Here is a 20,336-nt window from a genome sequence, read left to right on the forward strand (position 1 = left end):
GGGTTGCGGAACAAGGGACGCCGCCCAACCCAGTCGGCAAGCACGCGCGACCATCGGCTGACCCTGCTCCGGCCCGTTCGGGGTGGGTGGTCTTGCCGGGCCCGCAGTTGGGACGCCAGTCGCCGTGCGCGCTGCGCCTGGATGATCGTCTCAGCGCGCTGCTTTGCTATCTCGGACGCATAACAGCGGAAGCAGGGGTCGATCACTTTCTCCCTCACATGATGGTGTTACGCCGGGTGTCATGTCCGACCGTGGATGTGCGCGTCCTCACGGGAGGCACAGCGCAGCGAACCTTCGACTAACCGGGCAGTCGTCGGTGCCCGGATCGGCCGGCGCTACGGCTCATGAGGGGTTGGCGAGGCGCTCCTCCTCCCCGACCCGGACCGGCTCCGCCTACCTATGGTTTGGCACGTCGGGGTCTTCTGTCCGAACATGATCAATCTCCTCGGTCGCCGGGACAGCCGTCCCTGATCTCCCTCTTCGCCCTACCGACGAACGGGATGGACGGAGAACGACACATCGCGGCCGAGAAAGTTCGATCCAGATCAGCACCCGACCTGGCCAGGGACGCCGACGTCACCTACGCAGCCGGTCGAATATTGGTCGTTCTGCGCGCCGTACTGTGGCCCTGGTGAACGTGTCGCGGGCCGCGGCCAACAGGTGAATCCGGCAACGGTGTCCAATGTGTCCGACCCATGGCAGGCGGTGCCGGTACGCTCCCCCGCACCGACGCCGGCTGCCGCCCTTCGCCCAGCGGGAGTCAGTTCATTTGGCTCTGCTCGTGATGCGCGGTTCGGGAGTGAGCTAGCTCGCCTGGAGGGCCGAACGGGTGGGTGTGAATAGTTGCTCGGGCTAGTCGCGGTAGAGCGTGCAGAAGGCGGTGTTCGGTCTCGTGCGCGATCTCGTGCGCGTCGATGATCGTGAGCGTCTCGTCCACGCCGATGTCGGCCTCGGCATGCAGGGCGTGTCCGACCCAGCGAAGCCGCAGATGTTCGACATCCCGCACCCCTGGTGCCTCGCGGGCAACCCGCTCGGCCAGCCGCACCAGCTCGGGATCTACGGCGTCCAGGAGCCGGCCGAACACTTCTCGCGCCGCACTCCACAACACGCTCACAATCGCGGCCGTGATCAGCAGCCCAACCACCGGATCGGCCCAGTCCCAACCCACCGCCACACCGCCTGCAGACAACAAGACGGCAAGACTGGTGAACCCATCTGTACGGGCGTGGAGCCCGTCTGCGACAAGGGCGCCCGAGCCGATCTGCCGTCCGACCCTGATCCGATACCGGGCCACCCACTCGTTTCCCGCGAACCCGATCACCCCGGCCAGCGCCAGCCAACCCAGGTCCGTGACCTGACGCGGATGGGCCAGTCGGGCAACAGCCTCCCACGCGGCGAAGCCGGCGGACGCGGCGATGACGATCACGATCACCAGACCAGCCAGGTCCTCGGCCCGCCCCAGCCCGTAGGTGAACCGCCGCGACACGGCACGCCGTCCAAGAACGAAAGCGATTGCCAGAGGGACCGCCGTCAGCGCATCGGCGAAGTTGTGCAAGGTGTCACCCAGCAAGGCCACCGAACCGGTGACAGTCACAAGCCCTACCTGGGCGATCGCAGTGACCATGAGTGCGCCGAAGGAGATCCACAGAGCACGCATCCCCCGCCTGCTCGCCTCCAACGCCCCGTCGATCACATCCGCGGAGTCGTGACTGTGCGGCACCACCGCATGCCGCACCGCAGCCACCACCCTGCGCCAACCGCCAGGCGCCGCATCGTGGTCGTGACCGTGGCCGTGGCCGTGGCCGTGATCTGAGGTCATGCGAGCCAGGATTCCACCCGAACCCCGCGCAGCACCCCACGAACAGCGACCCCGAGGTAGTCGCAACGCCCACGCAACAGCAGAACACCCAACCCGGCACGGCTGATCATGGTGAGTCACGATCACCACCCCGATGCCCCCCGGCTGCCCTTGTCCGCATGGCGCAGCCGGATCGGCCAACTGTTTCCGTCAAGCGATAGCGTGGGAGAACGGCGTCCGAACGTGGTCGAGGGCGGTGAGGCAGATGCAGAGGGGGCTAAGGACCGTAGCGGCGGTCGTCGCACTGGCGTTTGCGGCGGCATGCACTGGTGCTGAGCCAAGCACCGACGGCCAACCCGAACCTGACCCGCCCGCAGCCTCGTCGGCGAAAGACCGCGCCGCCAAAACGCCGACCCCCAGTCGGTCCAGCCCCACGCCCACCCCGTCCCCAACCCCAACGTTGGAAGATCCCGACGCGGCACGGGCGGAGATCACGGCGAACTGGCAGAAGTTCTTCAACCCGCAGACCACCAAGAAACAGAAGGTGCACCTCCTCGAAGACGCTGAACTGTACGTGCTCTTCGTCCATGCCTTCGCCGACGACCCAGACCTAGGACAGGCAACAGCAACGGTTGAGAAAGTAACCTTCACCTCTGCCACGAGTGCCGACGTGACCTTCACACTGTCCCAGCAGCACAAGACCATCCTGAGCGGCGTCGGTCAATCCGTCCGGCAGGACGACACATGGAAGATCTCGGTCAAGACCCTTTGCGCCGTCGCCGAAACCCGGAATGTTGCTAGACCTGCCGCATGCGAGCCGGCCATCTGGTAGACACCACTGCGCACGAGTCCGACGTACGCATCAGGGTCGGCCCAGTACCTGGCGGGAGCGATGCCTAGCGAGTGGCGAACGCCCTCAGTCCGTCGAGGTCGAAGGTGTCGCATCGGAGGGCGTTCGTCGGGTCCATCGCCTGGATTGGCTCCGACTGCTTGTCGTCCGCGCCGGCGACGATGCCGGTCCCGTCGGGACCCGTGACAAAGTCGCGCAGTGCTTTGACGTCGTCGCTTTCGATTGACGAGCTGTAGTGGACGACCAGGTAACCGTCGGCGAGGACGTGGCCGAAGTCGTCGAGCGGCGTGGCCTCGGCCGGCTCGAAGAATGACTTGGCCGGATGTCCACCGCCAAACGGATACTTGCGGGTGCGTTCGACGATCTGGCAGTTGCCGTACGGCGACGAACTCGCCTGCTGCTCCTCACTCGAAGTGCCGGACGCTGAGGCCTGACCCGCCAGGAACGCCGCCGCGACCAAGCCGGCGGCAACCATGCCGGCCTGGACCACCCGCTGCGGGGCAGGCTGCGACAAGACGTCCTTGACAAAGCGGAGGACGACGAACATCACCAGAACCCCGAGCAGCTGCCCCATCTCGACACCCACGTTGAACGCGAGCACCCGAAGCAGTAGGCCTTCCTCGGGAAGGCCGAGATCCTGCAACCGGGTGGCCAGACCCAGCCCATGAACGAGGCCGAAGCAGAACACGCCGACGGCGAACCACAGCCACCGGGTCGAGCCATCCGGCCACCGACCAGGCCGCGCGATCGGTCCGAGCAGCCCGACGAACACCAGGCTCAACGCGATCACCACATCGACGACGACGGGGTTGACCTGCCATCCCGCCACCGCCGCCGCGATCAGGGTAGAGCTGTGCCCTACCGCGAACATCGAGATCAACTTCGCCGATCGCCATACGGCGCCCGACAGCAGAACAACCCCGGCTACGAACAGCAGATGGTCCCAACCAGTCAGCATGTGCAGCACGCCCGACCACAGAAAGTCGGGCACGCTGATGGCGTGGCCACCGATCCCATGGGCCCACGCGGGCGGACTGTACGTCGTGATGACAGTGACCACGACGATCATCGCGATCGCCGAGCGAGCCAGGACCCTACGAGCTCCGGCGCCCCACGTGTGCCGCATGTTCTGCGCCTTGTCGGTTGGGTGCAGGTTCCCGCACAGGGTAGGTGGCGCAGTTTTCGTGCCTGTAACGCAGCCTCAGTCGGTCGGGTCATCGATGGCCGTGATCACGCCGTGGACTACGAGCGACGAGGCGCCAGACCCCGGTGCGTCTCCGGGCGGCGTTCGGTCACTGCGGCTACGGTGCCTGTTCTGCTGGCGGTGTAGGCGGCGAGTGCCGTCGTGATGGGTACGGCAGCGATCAGCCCGAGCGTGCCGACAGCGCTGCGGACGAGTTCTTGGGCGATGATCTGGTTGGTGAGAATCTCGCCGACGGCCCGGTTGTTCGCGTCGATGAGGACCAGCAGCGGGAGGGATGCGCCGGCGTAGGCGAGGATGATCGTGTTGATCACCGACGCGATGTGGGCACGACCGACCCTGGTGGCGGCGCGGTACAACTGCATGAACCGGTAGGCGGGGTTGGCGTGGGCGAGTTCGGTGACGGTTGCGGCCTGGGTGACGGTTACGTCGTCGAGCACGCCGAGGGAGCCGATGAGGATTCCGGCGAGTAGCAGGCCCTGCATATTGACGTTGTGGGTAACGCCGAGGTAGGCGGACTGTTCGTCGGCGACGCCGGACAAGTGCGTGGCGGCGACCGCGGCCGCTGAGAGCAGGCCGGTGAGGGTGAGGCTGGCGAGAGTGCCGACCACCGCAACAGATGTGGACCTAGTGAACCCGTGGGTGAGGTACAACACGGTGAGCATGATCGCCGCGGAGCCGACGATCGCGACCAGCAACGGCGGCTTGCCGGCAAGAATGGCTGGAACGACAAACAGCAGCAGCACCACGAATGTGACCGCCAGTCCGGCCAGCGCTGTCAACCCTCGCCAACGGCCGAAGGCGATCACGGCGAGGACGAACGCAGCGCCCAGCATCCACAGCTGATTGCTGCGCTGATGGTCGACGATCGCGTAGAGCCCGTCGCCGGGCTCGTCCTGGTGCGTCAGCACCACCTCGTCACCTTCAGCGAACTTTGTGGAGGCAGTCCTGCCAGACAGGTCGACGGTAATGTCCTCGCCCTTGTCTGGGCCGCTAGTGATCTGGACTAATGCTGTGCCGCACCCGGAATTGTTGGCGCCGATCTGATCCGGGCAGGGTTCACTGTCCATCACCATGATCACACCGAAGGTGCGGCCCGGTATGCCGGTTTGTTCCGGGCCAGAGACGTCCGGCGGCCACAGCCATATCATCGCGGTCAGCGTCACCAGCCCGGCCGGAATGATGAAAAAGAGCGCGGAACGCCATGAACGCCACATCGGCGGCGGCGCCGCGTGCCGATGGTGATGTGTGCCCATAGAGCGGAGGCTCCTTTACCGGCCGGGGAGACAGACAGCGCAAACCTGCGCCGAGCGCTGCGCGCCGATGCTACCGGCCGTGCCCGCCCGTGAATAACAGCACGAAGGCAACTGCCCACCTCGCCCGCCGGTCGCTGTCCTGATCATGGCGAACAGCGCACGCCCATGAGGGCCGTGACCCGGCAAAAGGGCGCGAAGTGTGCGGCGGGATTCCCGAGGTCGAGCAGGAGCGACACGGACGTGTGACGTAGATCGTAGAGCCGCATCTGGAGTCCGAGTTTTGCCCGGATGGGCTACCACGGGCTAAATCCCTGCCACGTCATCGTTCAGGTGGTCACGGGTAAGCGCGCTGGCTCGGATGTCGTTGAGGTCAGCTCGCTGGGGGCGATCCACCGAAGGCATTCCGCTATGGAGCCGATGCAGCACGTCAAGGTCGCCTAGGTCCGGGAGCTTGGTCGTCGACGACGAGGCGAGACTCGGCTGTGAGCAACCTGTGAGATCACGCACCGCGTCTGGACGATTCGGCGGGTGATACCGACGGACCAGCGATTCCGTTCATTCAAGCCCCGATGACTCCATCGGTCGGCTGCCACGTGCACACGCAGATCTTGTTGCCATCCGGATCTGAAAGCATCGCACCCTGGTCCCGCTTGACGAGCGTTCCGCCGGCCGCCAAGGCGGCGTCGACCCGAGGCTGCACCTGCTCCGGATCGACCCAGACGTCGAGATGCCAGCGCTGACGGGGCTCGTCGCTACCGGATTGCTGGAAGAAGATCAGCGGCAGAACCTGGTTCCGGTCACCCACGTCGGCAAAGTCGTCGCCGCTGACGAGTTCCCTATCCAGCACCGCCGCCCAGAACGGCGCGATCTTCTCGTGGTCCGGAGTGTCCAGGGCGAGTTCGATACACGACAGACTCCGGGACTCGAGCGCGGCGCCCGCGGCCGCGGCAATAGCGGAGATCCGGCGAGCAAGGCTCACGTCGAGCTCGGTTACCCCATGGGCCTCGTAACCGCTGGTCAGCCTGACATCGACCCGAGAAGCACGCAGGTCGAGATCGGCATGATGGTTCATCTCCTCGGCGACCTGACCGATCTCGTTGACGATCTTCAGACCGGCGCCGAAGCTCTCAGTCTTGATGCGTGTATGGAGCCTGAAGAGGCCGTAGTGGACGAGGAAAGCCCAGCCGCCGAGGCCAGCGTCAATGATCTGCTGGCCAGTCATCGCCTTGGTGCTCATTGATCCACTCTCCAAACCTGCTGTCCAGTGCGGAGGTGTTCTCGGCACTTGCGGCACGATAGAAGCCGTTCCGGACGTTTCGCGTCCGGAGCCGCGAGAAGTCCTCATGCGGACATGGCAGGGAGGCCATAGACCTCGGATTCAGCCTGTGCTTCCCGCTCGAACAACTGCTTCGGCACCTGGCCCACGACGCCCCACGACCTGTTGCCCGGCCACGTTCGCTCGATCGGTTGGCCACGGCGTCAGCGGCGCTGGTGCACCGGTGGGGTTCGCTGGTTCACTGGTGCCGTGACGACGGATCCGTGGCGGGTGGGCCACTTCGACCTGGACGGCTATCTGGCGCGGCTCGGGCTGCCCGCCCGGGTGCCGACCCGCGAAGCGTTGGACGAACTGCACGAGGCGCACGTCCGCACCTTCACCTTCGACAACATCGACGTCCTGCTGCGGCAACACCCCGGTGTCCACCTCGACGCACTCCAGGACAAGTTCGTCGACCGGGGCAGAGGCGGCTACTGTTTCGAACACTCGACGATCTTCGCCGCGGCGCTGGAGCGGCTGGGTTACCACGTACGCCGCCATCTCGGGCGGGTGGGTGACCCGGCCGACGGCAGTCAGCAGGGCCGTACGCACATGGTGGTCGAGGTCGTCCTGGAGGGGCAGCCGCTGCTGTGCGACACGGGCTTCGGGATGAGCCTGCTGCGGCCGATACCCCTCGTCGACGGTGCCGAAGACGACCACCTCGGCTGGCGTTATCGCGTCGACCGTCACGACGGGGCGTGGGCGATGCGGCGCTGGCGTGACGAGGGCTGGCTGATGATGCACACCACCGACGAGCTGCCGGTGCTTCCCATCGATCCCGTGATAGGGCACCACTACACGAGTACACATCCATCGTCGCACTTCACGCGCACGCTCGTGCTCGCCCGCCACCTCCCCGGCCGGCACGTCACCGTCACCCACGAGGCGGTCACCGTACGCCGGGCAGACGCGCCGACCGAACACCGTCCGCTGGGCGATGGCGAGCTCGCCGAGTGGCTGCGACTCCTCGAGGTTCCCCTCACCGAGGACGAGGAGCAGCGCCTTCTGGACCGGGTCGCCGCCCTGCAGGTCGTCCGAACCTGACTGCCGCGCACCCGCTGGCGTGCGCTATCCGCGTCCCCGCCTAGCGAGATCTCCCCGCCCATGCCGCGCGACCTGTGCCGCGCGGGCCGGCCCGGCCTGCGCCCGCCCGTACGCTGCTATTCGGTGGGGAACGCCTGGTCGCCCTCACGCCGCTCGCGGTATCCCGAGACCATGACGCCGGGTCGTCCGAGCGACTGACCGTCGGACTGGCGATTGTGCGGGTGCCGGTAGCCCATCCGTACCAGGCGCCGCGGCTGCGACGACCGGTTGATGTCCGACCCGTGCACGGTGTTGATACTCATCAGGACGACGTCACCGGCCTTCGCCGGCACCGCCACCGTGTCGGCCAGCCGGTAGTCCTCCATCGGCAGGTGCGGCGAACACGGACCGTCCGCCGTCTCGGTGATGTGCTGCAGCGGCCCACCACGATGCGAACCTTCGAGGAACCGGATCTCGCCGTTCTCGCTGTTCGTGTCGTCCAAGTGCACGAGCACATCGACGTAGCGGCCGTCGTCGTGCTTGTAGAACGGATGGTCCTGGTGCATCGGGAACGGCATCCCCGTCTCGGGGACCTTCACGTGCATCGTCGTGTGATGGAACTCCACGTCCGGGCCCAGCACCTTCGCCAGTACGTCGACCAGCCTCGGGTGGATGATCGCCCGTGCCCAGGCCACCGAGTAGTACTGCAGGTCGTGCATGCCGGCGAACTTGCCCGCCCGCTCGGTCTTCTCGTCCATGTACGCCTTCCGCCACGGACCCGTCCAGGCCGAGTCGCGGTTGGCCCACTCGTCGATCAGCCGGTCGAGCTCCCGCCTCAGCTCGGCGGTCTCCTCCGGGCTGAACACCTGAGGAACCCGCAGGTAGCCCCGGTCCCAGAAGGAGTCCGCATCGCTGTCTGTCAGCACCTGCCCGACGGTCGTGGTCATTCCGACGCCTCCAGTTCAGTACCGCCACCGTGCCTGTCCAGCCCGGACGTGATCGCCAGACAGGGCGATCTTCGCTCCACCGTACATTTTCCGCCGACGTGGTCGAGCCCGCCGCCCGGTGGCACCAGGTCCACTAGTGTCCTGAGCCGGACGTCCGGGTCGCCTGCCTCGGCTGGCCCGCCGCAGCCTCACGCTGGGGCGAACGGAGGAAAAAGTAGCTGACCGTGATGGCGTAGCCGAGATGGGCGACAACCTGCTCGATCGAGGGCCGCGGGTCCCAGCCGAACATCGCGCCGAGGAACTTGCCGACCTCGGTGTCGACGGTCAGCCACGCGTATCCGGTCAGGTCGTAGACGTTGTTCCAGGTGAGGAAGAGGTCACCGGACGCCTGCAGGAACATCACCGTGCGAGACAGCAGACCCGCGGCGAACAGGACCAGCATCATGCCGGTGATCTTGAAGAACTGGGCCATCGGCAACCGCAGGCCGCCCAACACGACGAGATACGCGGCGGCGGCCGCGACCGCAAGGCCGAGGAGACCGCCGGTCAACACCAGGCCGCCAGAGTCGGTGGTGGCGGCCGCGATCAGGAACAGAGCTGCCTCGAGACCCTCCCGGACGACGGCGAAGAACGCCGCAAGACCCACCGCCCACCAGATGCCCTGCCCCCTGGATGCGGCGAGGTCGATGCTGTGCTGGAGCTCGCCCCTGATGGCGCGGGAGTGCCGGCGCATCCAGAAGACCATCCAGGTGAGTACGAACACCGCCGCCACGGAGATCGACGCGAACGCGCGCAGTCGAGCGGCCCCCTCCAGGCCCTCGACGGTGCCGTGGATCAGCACACCCGCGAGCACCGACACGGCGGCCGCCCCGCCGACGCCGAGCCACATCGGCCGCATCAGCTCCGGTCGGTCGATCTTGCGGATGTAGGCGTAGATGATCGCCACGACGAGGGCTGCCTCGAAGCCCTCGCGCAGCATGATCAGGAACGAAGCCAGCACGGTGGCGCGTCTCCCTCCCGCAACGACCGCGAACGGGCGACAGGGCCCACATGCCCGTCCACTGGCACAGGTTAGCTGAGCCTAAGCTCATCGAGGACGTGGGCCGCCGGGTCGCGGCCACCCGGGGCTGCGGCAACGCAGCAGCGACCGACACCAACCCGAACAGATCGCTGACGGCGATCCTGACTCCTTGCTTGGCGAGCCGCCAAGCAAGGCAAGCATTCGGGCCCAGGGCGTGTCCGATGGATCATGTTGTTGTCCATAGGAAGATGCTGGCCAGTACGTTGCCGGCGCGGTAGTTGCGGGCGAGTTTGTCGTAGCGGGTGGCGATTCCGCGCCATTGTTTGAGGCGGTTGAAGCATCGTTCGACTACCGCGCCCCGGACAATCTTCCGGATCGGAGTCCGCGAGGTTGAGGATGCCTATCACCTCGTCACACAAACCTGGCTCAAATTGCGTGGTCCCGAATGGCAGTCACCGGCTGACCGACATGTCTTTGCAAGGCAGTGGTGCAGTCGACCGCTGGAGACGGCCCGCCCGGGCCATTAGCGGTCAGTAGCCCAGGTGAGCGAGGGTTCTCCAGGCCGCTCGTGGCCTCCGATCTCCGTGTGGACGACGGTGCAGCCGAGTCGTTTCGACATCTTTAAAGCTGGCGCTCTGGTGGCAGCCAGAATTGACCCCAGCGTGACGGCAACGACCTGCACCGGCGAGCGACGATGAGCACCTGGTCGACGAGCCTCCGAGCGCGACCGAACAGCTCACGATCAGACTGCTTGCCTCTACGGACAACAAGGTGGTCGGTGTACTCGGACCCGGTTCGACACCTATGATTTGGCAGCTGATCTGCTGGGGGAAACATGACACCGCCGACCCGCAACGAGGCGTCCCTAACGAGGCGTCCAATGCTTGTCACGCTGTGGATAGCCCTCGTCGCCGCCGTGCTCGCCGGAAGTCTTTGGTGGACCCTCGCCGGCCGGCATCAGGCCACCCCATGGGTGGTCGAGGGCTATGCCCTGGGGGGTCCGGCGGCCGTCAGCCTCCACGATGCGAGCATGGAGAAGTTCAACAACGAAGGCTTCGTCCCCGCTGGCGCCATGTGGCGCGTCAAGGATGGGACATGGCACGACGACGGCGACAGGAGCTGTCTCAAGAACATGCCCAACACCCGCCAGCACGTCCGTATGGGGATCATCGAGAACCGCGGGCCGGGCGGGGGTCGCTGGGCTGTCGTCTGGATCGAATGCCTTGACTGACTCCCCCACCTCAACCACCTTCCCGAGTCAGCAGCGTGGGTGGGGCGTACGGACGGAAGGCTAGTCAGGCCTGGCCGGATTCAGGTGACGAGTCGGGCATCCGGGTGGTGCGCACGTGCTTGCGTACGGCCGGGGACAGGAGCGCTGTCATCTGGGTGGCGATGACCACCAGGAGCGTGACCAGGTATGCGTTCACGATGTCGGCGCCCAACGCGAGGACCGCAAGCATCCAGGCACTGAGCACGACCTGGATCCCCCACGCGAGTCGGCTGCGACGCCACACCAGCCAGGTGAGACCGGCTGAGACGAGGGCCCAAAAGACCTGTTCCGCGACTGGGTTGCCTTCATTGACGTCGGCTCCCACTGTTCGCGTGTAGATCAATAGCAGCAAGTCCAGCATCACATAGGCAACCAGTAGCGGTCCTGGCGAACCTTTCCAGACCCGGCCAACGTTCACATGGTGCTCCCTACTACGAACCCCACAACGCCCGCTCCGGGAGTGCCGATCAGGATACGGCCAGCCAGTCGCCCCGGCGCTAGGCGCGCGGCGGTGAGTGTCCCTGCCTCAACGTCCGGTACGTACGGCGCGGTGCGCGCGGAGCGGACCTCCGTGCAGCGGAGTCGTGCGCCATCGGGCGGTGAACGTACGACTCACCAGCGAACACGTCACGACCAGACGGTGGGGCGTCTCCAGGAAAACCACCTCGACGGTCAACGTGTCGGGGTTGGTCCATCCGCCAGACAACGCCGTCGGAACGGGTGCGTCGGGGCCCGCATCCACGCACCAGCCCGGCGTGTCTGTCGCGTTCAGCCGCAGCTCGACCGTCCCGCCGTCCTCGACCAACGAAACGCGCCAACCCTCGTCCTCTCCTGGCGCCACCACCACGCGAGTCAGGGTCGGCTGGTCCGCACACGCACCGCCGTCCGGTGCAAACTCCGCACCCGACCAGGTGCCGGGATCGGCAGGCGGCGCGGGCTTGCCCGGAGCGGTCGGAAGCTCGAGTCGGGACAGCCGCTGGGCCAGCGCCGCGTCCTCGCCGTCCCGGCCGTCGAGCGGTGCGGCGCCCAACGCCGGCACGAGGTGCTCCCACATCGCGTCCAAGAGCGCCTGCATGTCAACCGTCGCCGCGGTCATCGCAATCACCGCATCATGGTCGGGAAGGACGACGCAGAACTGGCCGTATGCACCGTCACCTCGATACCCGTGCCGGGACATCCAGAACTGGAAGCCGTAACCGCGTTGCCAGTCCGGATTAGGCTCGCCGGCGTTCGACACGTGCGATCGCGTCGCCTCGGCAACCCACGCGGCCGGAAGCAACTGCCTGCCTTCCCAGACTCCGCCCTGCAGGTACAGCAGGCCGAGCCGGGCGATCGCGTCGGTGGTGGCGTGCAGACCGGAGAAGCCGATGTCGCGGCCGGCGGGGTGCTGTCGCCACACCACCTCGCCGATGCCGAGTGGATCGAACAGCCGGGGCCGGAGATACTCCGTCAATGTCTGGCCGGTCACCTTCTGAACGATCGTGGCAAGGGAGTACGTCGCGGGCTGGTTGTAGGCGAAGACCGTGCCGGGTTCACGATCCGGCGGAAGCAGCAGGAAGCCGCGCACGATCTCATCCGGATCGAGAGCCGCGGCCCGTTCCATCGTCTCGGCAACGTGGCCGCTGGCCATCGACGCGACGTGCCGCACGCGCATGGCGCGGCTGCGCGGATCGGTGATCTCGGCCTCGAACTCGGGGAAGTACGAGACCACGGGGTCGTCGAGGCGCACCAGCCCCTCGGCAACGGCAAAGCCCGCCGCCGTGGACGTGAAGCTCTTGCTGAGGGAATAGAGCAGATGCAGCCGGTCGGGCGAGTACGGAGCCCACCAGCCCGAGGCGACGACGTGGCCATGACGCAAGACCATCAGACTATGGGGTTCGATGGCCGGCGCAGCCTCGATGGCGTCGAGGAACGTGCCGATGCCACAGGCATCGACTCCCTGTGCGGCCGGCGAACTGGCAGGCAGTGGGTAGACACTCACGTGGTGGTCCTCGCGTTCGCGCCGGGTCGGCTGCTGTGTGCATGAGCCGATGTTGAACTGATCGTTCCCAGACGGCTTGGCCGACGTCCAGGCCGTGTCCGCTATACGTCACACATCAGCACTGCCCGTCCCTGCCAGTGCGGAGCGTCGACCGCGGGGAAGGATCTCGACGTAGCCGTCGGTTCCGTTCACCCGGATCCGCTGCCCGTCCTGGATCCGTTGCGTGGCGTTCTCCACCCGACGACGGCCGGCAGGCCGTACTCCCGTGCGATCCGCCTGAGCGGGCCTTTCGTGAGGTCGGGGACACACGTTCAACCGCCCGCACTCAGGCAAGTCTGCGTCGGACCTGGTTCGGAACTGGCCCCGGCGGTTCCCCGGCGGCCCAATGGCTAATGGATTCCGCGTTGGTTGGAGAGCTCTCGGTTGGGGGTCGCTGTGTAGGAGAACCCGGGTAGGCCGACCAACTCCTCGCCAGCTATCCAGTCCAGATCGGCGCCGTAGAGCTGGGATACCAGCAACTCAAGCAGATGCTCACGTACGTCGACGTGGTCGGGGGAAGGAGCAAGGTCGATCAGTTCGTGCGGATCTGCCTCGACGTCGAACAGCTGCACCCGATTGCCGGCCGGATAGTAGATCAGCTTGAAACGTCCGTCGTGCAGCATCCGGGTCGCATCCGGGCCTTCGCAGCACTCGCCGTACAACCACTCGCGGCGGCGATCACCCACCATGCATCGCCCCTCGACACTGGCCGGTACGTCGATGCCGGCCAGCTCGAGCAGGGTCGGCATGACGTCCTGGAGGCCGACCAGCCGGTCGTCGACAGACCCCTGCCGGACACGGTCGTCCCCAGCCGGTGCGGAGAGGATCATCGGGATGTTCGCCGAACCCTCATAGAACACCGACTTCGCCCACATCCGGTGGTCGCCGAGCATGTCGCCATGGTCAGAGGTGAAGAGGATGACCGTGTCCCCGAGCAGCCCCTCTTCACGGAGCGTGCCGATGACCACCCGCAGCTGATGGTCGATGTGGGTGCACAGTGCGTAGAACGCCCGACGGGCCATCCGCACCTCGTGCTCCCCGAATCCGACCGGCCGGCGCCGATCGGCGAGCGCCTGCAGAGCGTAGGGCAGCTGCGAGTCGCGCCGCGCCCACTCCCCACACACCGGATCATCGATGTCGACACCGTCGTACATCTGCAGGTAGTCACGCAGCGGGGCCAGCGGTGGATGTGGATGCATGTGGGACAGGTACCAGAACGCCGGCCTGGTCGGATCGCGCCGCTTGATCATCCGGCACATCTGCCGGGTCGCCCAGGTCGTCACGTGGCAGTCCTCAGGCAGGTGCCACGGGCGGGAGACGTACTGGTTGTTGCTCAGTCCGTGACCGAACTGCTCACCAGGAAACCCGCTGTCGGTGAGGAACTGCTCGTAGTCGTCGGTCACCCCCCACTGCGTACGGCCCTCCTCGTTGAGCACCACATCGTCAAATCCGATCCGACTCCGCTGCGGGAACACGTGCATCTTGCCCACGGCGTACGCCTGGTACCCCGAGTCGCGGAACGTCTGCGCAAGCGTCGGCAGGTCAGGCATCAGACCAGCCTGATCCATGATCCGGTCTCCGTGGGAACCTGCGGTGGCGCCGGTCATCAACGTACGGCGCGCTGGCACACACATCTGGCACTCGCTGTAGGCGCGCGAGAAGCGAACGCCGCCCTGGGCGAGTGTGTCCAAAGTTGGCGTCTGGATCACCTCGTGGCCGGCAGCACCCAGCAGCCTGCCCGGCCAGTGGTCCACCATGACGAGGAGAACGTTGGGGCGCTCCATCCGGTCCAGGCCCACTTCCTATGTTGATGTGACGAAGTACTGCTCCGGCCGGCTCGGTCCTGGAGTTGGATACAGCCATGCGTCCGCCATTGAACGCGGCACGTTGTGGAAGCCATTTCCCACGATCCCGTAGCCCTGTGCGACCTGCAAGGTTCCGATCACGTAGAACTGCTCCTTGCTGATCTGCAGAACCTTCCGGAAGATGCTCTGTTGCTCGGCCTCGTCGGATGTCGTGAGCATGTCGTTGTAGAGCTGTAGCTGGCGCCGGACGACAGCAGGCGGCTCCTCCCCTGCCTTTCCACCGGACAGATACCAGTCCGCCCACGCGATCGCATACCTCGAACCTACGTTGTACGGCAGATAGTGATGTCCTGACAGGAGGGCGTCGATGTCGAGGCCACCGGGGCCCGTCCAGACCGCCGCATCGTGTTCGTTGGCGGTGACCCGTTCCGTCCAGAGGGTCCGGTCCTCGTTGGTGACGCTGATGTCGATCCCCACCGCCGCCCAGTACCCCTTGACGAGTTCCATCGCGGACACCCAGGTGTCTTTGACGGTCGGATTCGCGACTTCGACGTTGAACGACACGCGCTCCCCGTCGGGACGGAGCCGGAATCCTTCCCCGTCTCGCTCCGTCAGTCCAGCCCTGTCGAGGTGGTCGTTTGCCAACCCCTCGTCGTACTCGGTGTACTGCTTCGCAAACTCCTCGTCGAAGAAGGTCGACTCGCGACGCGGGGCCGCCTGCCATGGCTCACCCTGACGCTGCAGGACGGCGGTATTCAACTCGTTCCGGTTGATGGCGTGCGAAAGCCCGATGCGGAAGTCCTTCTTCTGGAAGATCTCACGCAACCGGGCATCCTTGTGCGTGAGATTGACCATGATGATCATCTCGTTCATCTCGCTCGGCACGAGGTCGATGAACTGGTAGCCGCCCCGGTCGCGCCCGCGCGCCAGGACCGGTTTGTTCTTCAGGCTGTTGAAGTGCCGCGTGTGCATGTTCAGCTCACCGGCGGTCGCCTTCAACAGCATCACCTCGGCGTCCTTGACGACGTCGAACGTCACCCGGTCGAGGTAGGGAAGCTGACTCCCCTCGGGATCGGTCTTCCAGTAGTAGGGATTGCGCTCGGCCACCACCCGGGTGCCGGTGCCCAGGCCCCTGGTGAGGCGCCACGCGAAGAGCGACGGAAGTTCGGCGTTGGACCAGACGGAGCCCTTGTCCAGCAGGAAGAAGTCGCCCCACGACGCGGCGCCTGACTCCTTGACCAGGCCCTCGACATCGGAGGCGTACTTCTGGTGGAACCGCTCGAGGTAGTGACGGGGATACGCGGTGAGCCAGCGGCCGCCATCGGGAGTCGCGAGTTCCTGCAGAAAGGTTCCCTTCGGGCGTGAGAAGAGGAACCGCACCGTGTGGTCGTCGACTCGTTCGATCTCCGCCGGCCTGCTGTCCACCGACATGAACACAGGTGGCGGCCCTACCGGGAACAGCTCTTCGTGCATGAGGACGTCTTCGAAGGCGAAAACGAGATCGTCCGTCGTGAACAGCTCACCGTCGGACCACCGCATGCCCTTCCGCAGCTTGAACGTGTACTCCTTCCCTCCTTGGGCAACCTCGAAGGACTGGGCGATGTTCGGCATGACCTCGCGCCATCCCCGGTCCCATCCCACGAGGTAGTCATTGCCGATCGTCCGGTCCAACCACGGTGTGTCGGCCGGACCGAGTAACGCCGAGTTCCACGACTGGCCGTACCCGCCTATCCGATCGACCGGATCGACGACGAGTGGTGAGCTCGGCATCCGTTCGGCGACCGGGGGCAGGTCGCCCGCCCTGACCTGCTCGGCGAGCATCGGCGCCTCGCGGCCGTTCTTCCTCGCGGCGCCGTCGTTCGCCCGATCCTTGCTGGGCTTGGTCGAGAGCGCATCACATCCTGTGAGTGCGACTGCGGAGAGTGTCGCAGTACACCCAAGATGCAGGACGTCGCGTCGTGTCAACTCCCGGATTGCCGGGCCTTTGGAGCGCATACCCAACTCCATCCCGTGGTCGCCAGCCGCGTTCGTCCACGGCCGTTCGAGTGTCTGTGCCGCAGCCTACAACGAACGCATGTTTCGGTCGAGACCGTAAGGAATGCATCTGGTTGACACCGATTCACTCCGCGCATAGCTTCGGCGATGATCGTGTCCACGGGGTTCTTCCACGGGAGACAAGGTATGTGGCCGCGTCGTCGACTCCTTCGTACGGCAGGTGTGACGGGTGCCTGGCTTGCATCGATGATGGCCAGCAACACTGGTCACGCCGAGCCCCAACCTGTGGTCTTTCCTGACTATCCGTTCAAACTTGGAGTCGCGTCCGGCGATCCGTTGCAGGGCGGCGTCGTACTGTGGACCAAACTCGCTACGGAGCCCCTGGCAGCAGATGGCCACGGTGGAATCCCGCCCGTGCCGATACCCGTGCGCTGGGAGGTCGCCGAGGACGAGAGGTTCCGGCGGGTCGTCGCCCGTGGGGTCGAGCAGACGGGGCCGAACCTCGGACACTCGGTCCACGCGGAGGTCAGTGGGCTCCGCCCCGAGCGCAGCTACTTCTACCGTTTCCGCGTTGGCTCGGAAATCAGTCCCGTCGGTCGGACGCGAACGGCACCCGCCGCCCACAACCAGCCGGCAACACTGAGATTTGCGCAAGCGTCCTGCCAGCATGTCCCCCACGGGTTCTACACCGCCTACCAGCACATGGCCCAGCAGGATCTCGACCTCGTTGTCTTTCTCGGCGACTACATCTACGAAGGACCGGCGCAGGGTTCCCTCGGGCGCGGACACCAACCGCCGATCGAGATCTCCGCCCTCGCGGAGTACCGCGTGCGGTACGGGCAGTACCGCTCCGAACCCGAGCTTCAGGCCGTGCATGCGAGCTTCCCCTGGCTCGTCGTCTGGGACGATCACGAGCTGGACAGTGACTGGGCGGACGAGGTCCCGAGCGATGGTCAGCCGATCGCGGACTTCCTCCGTCGTCGGGCGGCGGCGTTCCAGGTCTACTACGAGTTCATGCCGCTCCGCTCGACATCAATCGCTCGAGGAATCGACCTGCAGCTGTTTCGTCGCATCCATTGGGGAAGGTTGGCGACGTTCCATCTGCTCGACACCCGTCAGTACCGCGACGCACAGGTGTGTGGAGGCGGCTTCGCCGACTGTCCCGAGGCCTTCGACCCCGCCCGCTCGATCCTCGGTGCCGACCAGGAAAGCTGGCTGATCGACGGCTTCCAACGTTCGAGGGCACGCTGGGACATTCTCGCTCAGCAGGTGGTCTTCGCCCGCCGTCTCGTCGAACGTGAGGGGATCCTGACGACGAGAATGGACGCGTGGGACGGGTACGTGGCCAGTCAGGAACGCATCACCGAAGGGTGGATCGATGCTGGCGTCCGCAACCCGATCGTCCTGTCCGGTGACGTACACGCCCACTGGGCAACCGATCTCAAGCTCGACTATCTGGATCCCGCAGCGGAGACCGTCGGCTCCGAACTCGTGACCACCTCGATCACCACCGACGGGAACGGCGAGGACAGTTTCGGTGACCACCCGATCTTCGCCGACAATCCGCACCTGCGCTTCTACACGAACCTTCGCGGGTACGTCACGATCACCGTCACACCCGAGCATCTGGCCGCCGACCTGCAATGCGTACGACGAGTGACCGAACCCGGTGCCGAGGTGTTCACCCGGGCCTCGTTCGTGGTCGACGACGGCGTACGCGGACTCCGGCAGACGCTGGACCGGCCGCCCACCCCCGATGAGGCGCGCAGACTGCCGGACAGAACTCGGGAGGAAGCGATAAGAGCACTCATCGCCAAGGAAACGGCTGATCCTTGATCGGCGAACTGGAAAGACCGGGAGTTCGTTTCGGCGGATTCGTTGGCGGTGGTGTGGGTTCCGTTGCCGAGTGGAGAGATACGTGACTGTGGATGACAAAGACATGTCCGCACAGGCTCTGCCGGTCGGCGGCGCGTGGTGCTGGTTCGGCGATCCGCGGGCGCTCCACCACGAAGGCAGGTACAAGCGTACGTTCGTGAGCTATATCAGTGACGCGGGCGATATCGTGATCGCGCAGTACGACCACGGCACCGGCGAACTTTCGACGTCCACGCTGATGGATGGTTTCCCCAAAGACGATCACAACAACCCGGCGATCTGTGTGCGCCCCGATGGCCGGATCATGGCCTTCTGGACGGGTCACCAGTATCCCGGCGTACCGATCTACTACCGACGTTCGGTACTGGCCGAAGACATCACCGGCGGTTGGGAACCCGTCCGTGAGATCACCGACAACACCAGTGGCGACCGTCCCGGATTCACCTACCAGAATCTCGCCCAGCTCAGCAGGGAGCCTGGCCGGCTCTTCGTATTCTGGCGTGGCGGCAACTTCAACCCGACATTCTCCACCAGCGTCGACGGCGAGACATGGACACCGGCCACCACATTGATCAGCGCTCCCGGTGAACGCCCGTATGTGAAGGTGTTTTCGGACGGAACCGACACCATTCACTTCGCGTTCACCCAGGCACATCCCAACCGTGTGCGCACCAGCATCTACTACATGTACTACCGGGCCGGCAGCCTTCACCGCGCCGACGGGACACCGATCGGCGACCTGGGCGCCGCCATCCGGCCGGATCAGGCTGATCTGGCCTACGATGCCGCGGCCGCCGGGCCCAAGGCTTGGATATGGGACATCGCCTGCGACTCCGCTGGCCGGCCGATTCTCGTCTACGCGACGTTTCCCTCCGACACCGACCACCGTTATCGGTATGCCCGCTGGGACAACGCAGGCTCGTGGGTGGACACCGAGATCACGGCTGCCGGAGATTCGATCAGTGCCGACGGCGACGAGCCCAACTATTCCGGCGGGATCTCCTTGGACCACGCCAACCCCTCGGTGGTCCTGCTGTCCCGCCAGGAGCCGGGCGGTCGGCACGAGATCTCCCGCTGGACCTCCACGGACCAAGGCGCCAGCTGGGACTCGGTGGCGATCACCTCGAACTCGCGGGAACTCAACGTACGCCCGCTCAAGCCACACGGGATGCGCGGTGACGGTGCCCTCAGTGTGCTCTGGATGGCTGGCGAGTACCCCAGCTACACGTCGTACCAGACCCGCATCATGGCGCTCGGCGAGGACGGCATGCCGTTCGCACTGTGCCGCTGAGCTGCTGTAGCTGAGCCGACTCGACGACTTCGAAGGGCTTCGACTGGTGTCGGCCCGTTCCGACCTGCCCGTTCACCCATCTTCGTGCTCGCCGGGCCGACCTCTCGCAGGTGGCCGGTTCCGGCCAGGTCTCGTCGCTCGCTCTCGCGACTCTGCCCCACAGTGGTCCGACGGGCTGACGTCCAATTTCGACGGATCTGAATCCTTCTCCGACCTCGATGAACTGCGCCCGAACAGGGACATCTCGGGCTAGCCCCACAATTTCGCCGCACTCGGACCTCGACGTCGAGGTGGTGGATGCGACGGGACGACTCCAACAGCGCGCACCTCACTGGCGGCAGGATGGCCCTCTGGTGTAGAAATAGCGAGCTTCTGAGGCTGGGGGGTCAATGTCTGAGTATCGTCATGTCGTTGATCAGCGATGTGCTCGCTATTCGAGGTCCTTGCCGGACCTGTCGGTCAAGGAAGCCATATGAACCAATCGTCGTCCAACCACAATGTGCTCCAGCACGGAGTCCAGCCACCTCAGGACCAGACCGAGCGTGACCTTGCTGTCGTTGGTCTGGGGTATGTCGGTCTGCCGTTGGTCCGTGAGGGCTGCCGGGCGGGGCTTCGTGTCGTCGGGCTCGACGTCTCTGACCGGGTGATCGCCGGGCTGTCCTCGGGCCG

17 protein-coding genes and 1 pseudogene are annotated in these 20,336 nt (G+C 65.7%); 6 read left to right on the forward strand and 12 right to left on the reverse strand.

Annotated features, from left to right (window positions below; all coding sequences use genetic code 11):
* Nucleotides 1–760: 760 nt before the first annotated feature.
* Nucleotides 761–1,819 (reverse strand): cation diffusion facilitator family transporter, encoded by a 1,059-nt coding sequence (locus ABN028_RS28785; RefSeq protein WP_349698787.1) that lies wholly within the window; start codon nt 1,817–1,819, stop codon nt 761–763.
* Nucleotides 1,820–2,258: 439 nt separating this feature from the next.
* Between ABN028_RS28785 and ABN028_RS28790 the strand changes: the two genes are divergently transcribed.
* On the forward strand, nt 2,259–2,630 hold the full coding sequence (locus tag ABN028_RS28790; protein WP_349698788.1) for an MTB12 C-terminal domain-containing protein: 372 nt from the start codon (nt 2,259–2,261) through the stop codon (nt 2,628–2,630).
* Nucleotides 2,631–2,694: 64 nt separating this feature from the next.
* Here ABN028_RS28790 and ABN028_RS28795 read toward each other — a convergent pair whose 3' ends face one another.
* The 3 genes from ABN028_RS28795 to ABN028_RS28805 all read right to left on the reverse strand — a co-directional run bounded on the left by ABN028_RS28795 (nt 2,695) and on the right by ABN028_RS28805 (nt 6,342).
* Complete coding sequence (locus tag ABN028_RS28795) at nt 2,695–3,774, reverse strand: HupE/UreJ family protein (protein WP_349698789.1); 1,080 nt, start codon at nt 3,772–3,774, stop codon at nt 2,695–2,697.
* 116 nt (nt 3,775–3,890) lie between these two features.
* Nucleotides 3,891–5,105, reverse strand: coding sequence for a YibE/F family protein (locus ABN028_RS28800; protein WP_349698790.1), 1,215 nt, complete (start codon nt 5,103–5,105; stop codon nt 3,891–3,893).
* A 559-nt stretch (nt 5,106–5,664) separates the two neighbouring features.
* On the reverse strand, nt 5,665–6,342 hold the full coding sequence (locus ABN028_RS28805; RefSeq protein ID WP_349698791.1) for a 4a-hydroxytetrahydrobiopterin dehydratase: 678 nt from the start codon (nt 6,340–6,342) through the stop codon (nt 5,665–5,667).
* 288 nt (nt 6,343–6,630) lie between these two features.
* Here ABN028_RS28805 and ABN028_RS28810 point away from each other — a divergent pair, with 288 nt between their 5' ends.
* Complete coding sequence (locus ABN028_RS28810) at nt 6,631–7,464, forward strand: arylamine N-acetyltransferase family protein (RefSeq protein ID WP_349698792.1); 834 nt, start codon at nt 6,631–6,633, stop codon at nt 7,462–7,464.
* A 116-nt stretch (nt 7,465–7,580) separates the two neighbouring features.
* Here the strand turns inward: ABN028_RS28810 and ABN028_RS28815 are convergent, their stop codons facing one another.
* The 3 genes and pseudogenes from ABN028_RS28815 to ABN028_RS28825 form a co-directional block, all read right to left on the reverse strand.
* Nucleotides 7,581–8,390, reverse strand: coding sequence for a phytanoyl-CoA dioxygenase family protein (locus ABN028_RS28815; protein ID WP_349698793.1), 810 nt, complete (start codon nt 8,388–8,390; stop codon nt 7,581–7,583).
* A 133-nt stretch (nt 8,391–8,523) separates the two neighbouring features.
* Complete coding sequence (locus ABN028_RS28820; RefSeq protein WP_349698794.1) at nt 8,524–9,390, reverse strand: FTR1 family iron permease; 867 nt, start codon at nt 9,388–9,390, stop codon at nt 8,524–8,526.
* A gap of 247 nt (nt 9,391–9,637) precedes the next feature.
* Nucleotides 9,638–9,760 (reverse strand): annotated as a pseudogene (locus tag ABN028_RS28825) (IS5/IS1182 family transposase); the annotation flags it as partial.
* A gap of 531 nt (nt 9,761–10,291) precedes the next feature.
* Between ABN028_RS28825 and ABN028_RS28830 the strand changes: the two are divergent.
* Nucleotides 10,292–10,642 carry a hypothetical protein gene (locus ABN028_RS28830; protein WP_349332313.1) on the forward strand — a complete coding sequence of 117 codons (351 nt, stop codon included), beginning with the start codon at nt 10,292–10,294 and terminating at the stop codon, nt 10,640–10,642.
* Between the two features lie 64 nt (nt 10,643–10,706).
* On the opposite strand, the gene ABN028_RS28835 is transcribed toward ABN028_RS28830, so the two are convergent.
* The 5 genes from ABN028_RS28835 to ABN028_RS28855 all read right to left on the reverse strand — a co-directional run bounded on the left by ABN028_RS28835 (nt 10,707) and on the right by ABN028_RS28855 (nt 16,501).
* The gene (locus tag ABN028_RS28835) at nt 10,707–11,099 is read right to left on the reverse strand and encodes a hypothetical protein (RefSeq protein WP_349332312.1); all 393 of its coding nucleotides are present in this window, start codon (nt 11,097–11,099) and stop codon (nt 10,707–10,709) included.
* Nucleotides 11,100–11,207: 108 nt separating this feature from the next.
* The gene (locus ABN028_RS28840) at nt 11,208–12,662 is read right to left on the reverse strand and encodes a serine hydrolase domain-containing protein (protein WP_349698795.1); all 1,455 of its coding nucleotides are present in this window, start codon (nt 12,660–12,662) and stop codon (nt 11,208–11,210) included.
* A gap of 108 nt (nt 12,663–12,770) precedes the next feature.
* Nucleotides 12,771–12,899, reverse strand: a complete 129-nt coding sequence (locus ABN028_RS28845; protein ID WP_349698796.1) for a hypothetical protein — start codon at nt 12,897–12,899, stop codon at nt 12,771–12,773.
* Nucleotides 12,900–13,051: 152 nt separating this feature from the next.
* Nucleotides 13,052–14,485, reverse strand: coding sequence for a sulfatase-like hydrolase/transferase (locus ABN028_RS28850; protein ID WP_349698797.1), 1,434 nt, complete (start codon nt 14,483–14,485; stop codon nt 13,052–13,054).
* A gap of 18 nt (nt 14,486–14,503) precedes the next feature.
* Complete coding sequence (locus ABN028_RS28855) at nt 14,504–16,501, reverse strand: ABC transporter substrate-binding protein (protein WP_349698798.1); 1,998 nt, start codon at nt 16,499–16,501, stop codon at nt 14,504–14,506.
* A gap of 246 nt (nt 16,502–16,747) precedes the next feature.
* On the opposite strand from ABN028_RS28855, the gene ABN028_RS28860 reads away from it, so the two are divergent.
* From ABN028_RS28860 to ABN028_RS28870, 3 genes are all read left to right on the forward strand, one after another.
* On the forward strand, nt 16,748–18,337 hold the full coding sequence (locus ABN028_RS28860; RefSeq protein ID WP_349698799.1) for an alkaline phosphatase D family protein: 1,590 nt from the start codon (nt 16,748–16,750) through the stop codon (nt 18,335–18,337).
* An 82-nt stretch (nt 18,338–18,419) separates the two neighbouring features.
* The gene (locus ABN028_RS28865) at nt 18,420–19,667 is read left to right on the forward strand and encodes a BNR-4 repeat-containing protein (protein ID WP_349698800.1); all 1,248 of its coding nucleotides are present in this window, start codon (nt 18,420–18,422) and stop codon (nt 19,665–19,667) included.
* Nucleotides 19,668–20,139: 472 nt separating this feature from the next.
* Nucleotides 20,140–20,336 (forward strand): hypothetical protein (locus ABN028_RS28870; protein ID WP_349698801.1); only part of this gene is annotated, 197 nt, incomplete at its 3' end.

Source organism: Actinopolymorpha sp. B17G11, assembly GCF_040196095.1.
Taxonomy (GTDB): Bacteria; Actinomycetota; Actinomycetes; order Propionibacteriales; family Actinopolymorphaceae; genus Thermasporomyces.

Coding starts and splice junctions, on each gene's coding strand:
- ABN028_RS28785 (WP_349698787.1), bottom strand. CDS start 1,819: ATGACCTCAGATCACGGCCACGGCCACGGCCACGGTCACGACCACGAT.
- ABN028_RS28795 (WP_349698789.1), bottom strand. CDS start 3,774: ATGCGGCACACGTGGGGCGCCGGAGCTCGTAGGGTCCTGGCTCGCTCG.
- ABN028_RS28800 (WP_349698790.1), bottom strand. CDS start 5,105: ATGGGCACACATCACCATCGGCACGCGGCGCCGCCGCCGATGTGGCGT.
- ABN028_RS28805 (WP_349698791.1), bottom strand. CDS start 6,342: ATGAGCACCAAGGCGATGACTGGCCAGCAGATCATTGACGCTGGCCTC.
- ABN028_RS28815 (WP_349698793.1), bottom strand. CDS start 8,390: ATGACCACGACCGTCGGGCAGGTGCTGACAGACAGCGATGCGGACTCC.
- ABN028_RS28830 (WP_349332313.1), top strand. CDS start 10,292: ATGCTTGTCACGCTGTGGATAGCCCTCGTCGCCGCCGTGCTCGCCGGA.
- ABN028_RS28850 (WP_349698797.1), bottom strand. CDS start 14,485: ATGGAGCGCCCCAACGTTCTCCTCGTCATGGTGGACCACTGGCCGGGC.
- ABN028_RS28855 (WP_349698798.1), bottom strand. CDS start 16,501: ATGCGCTCCAAAGGCCCGGCAATCCGGGAGTTGACACGACGCGACGTC.
- ABN028_RS28860 (WP_349698799.1), top strand. CDS start 16,748: ATGATGGCCAGCAACACTGGTCACGCCGAGCCCCAACCTGTGGTCTTT.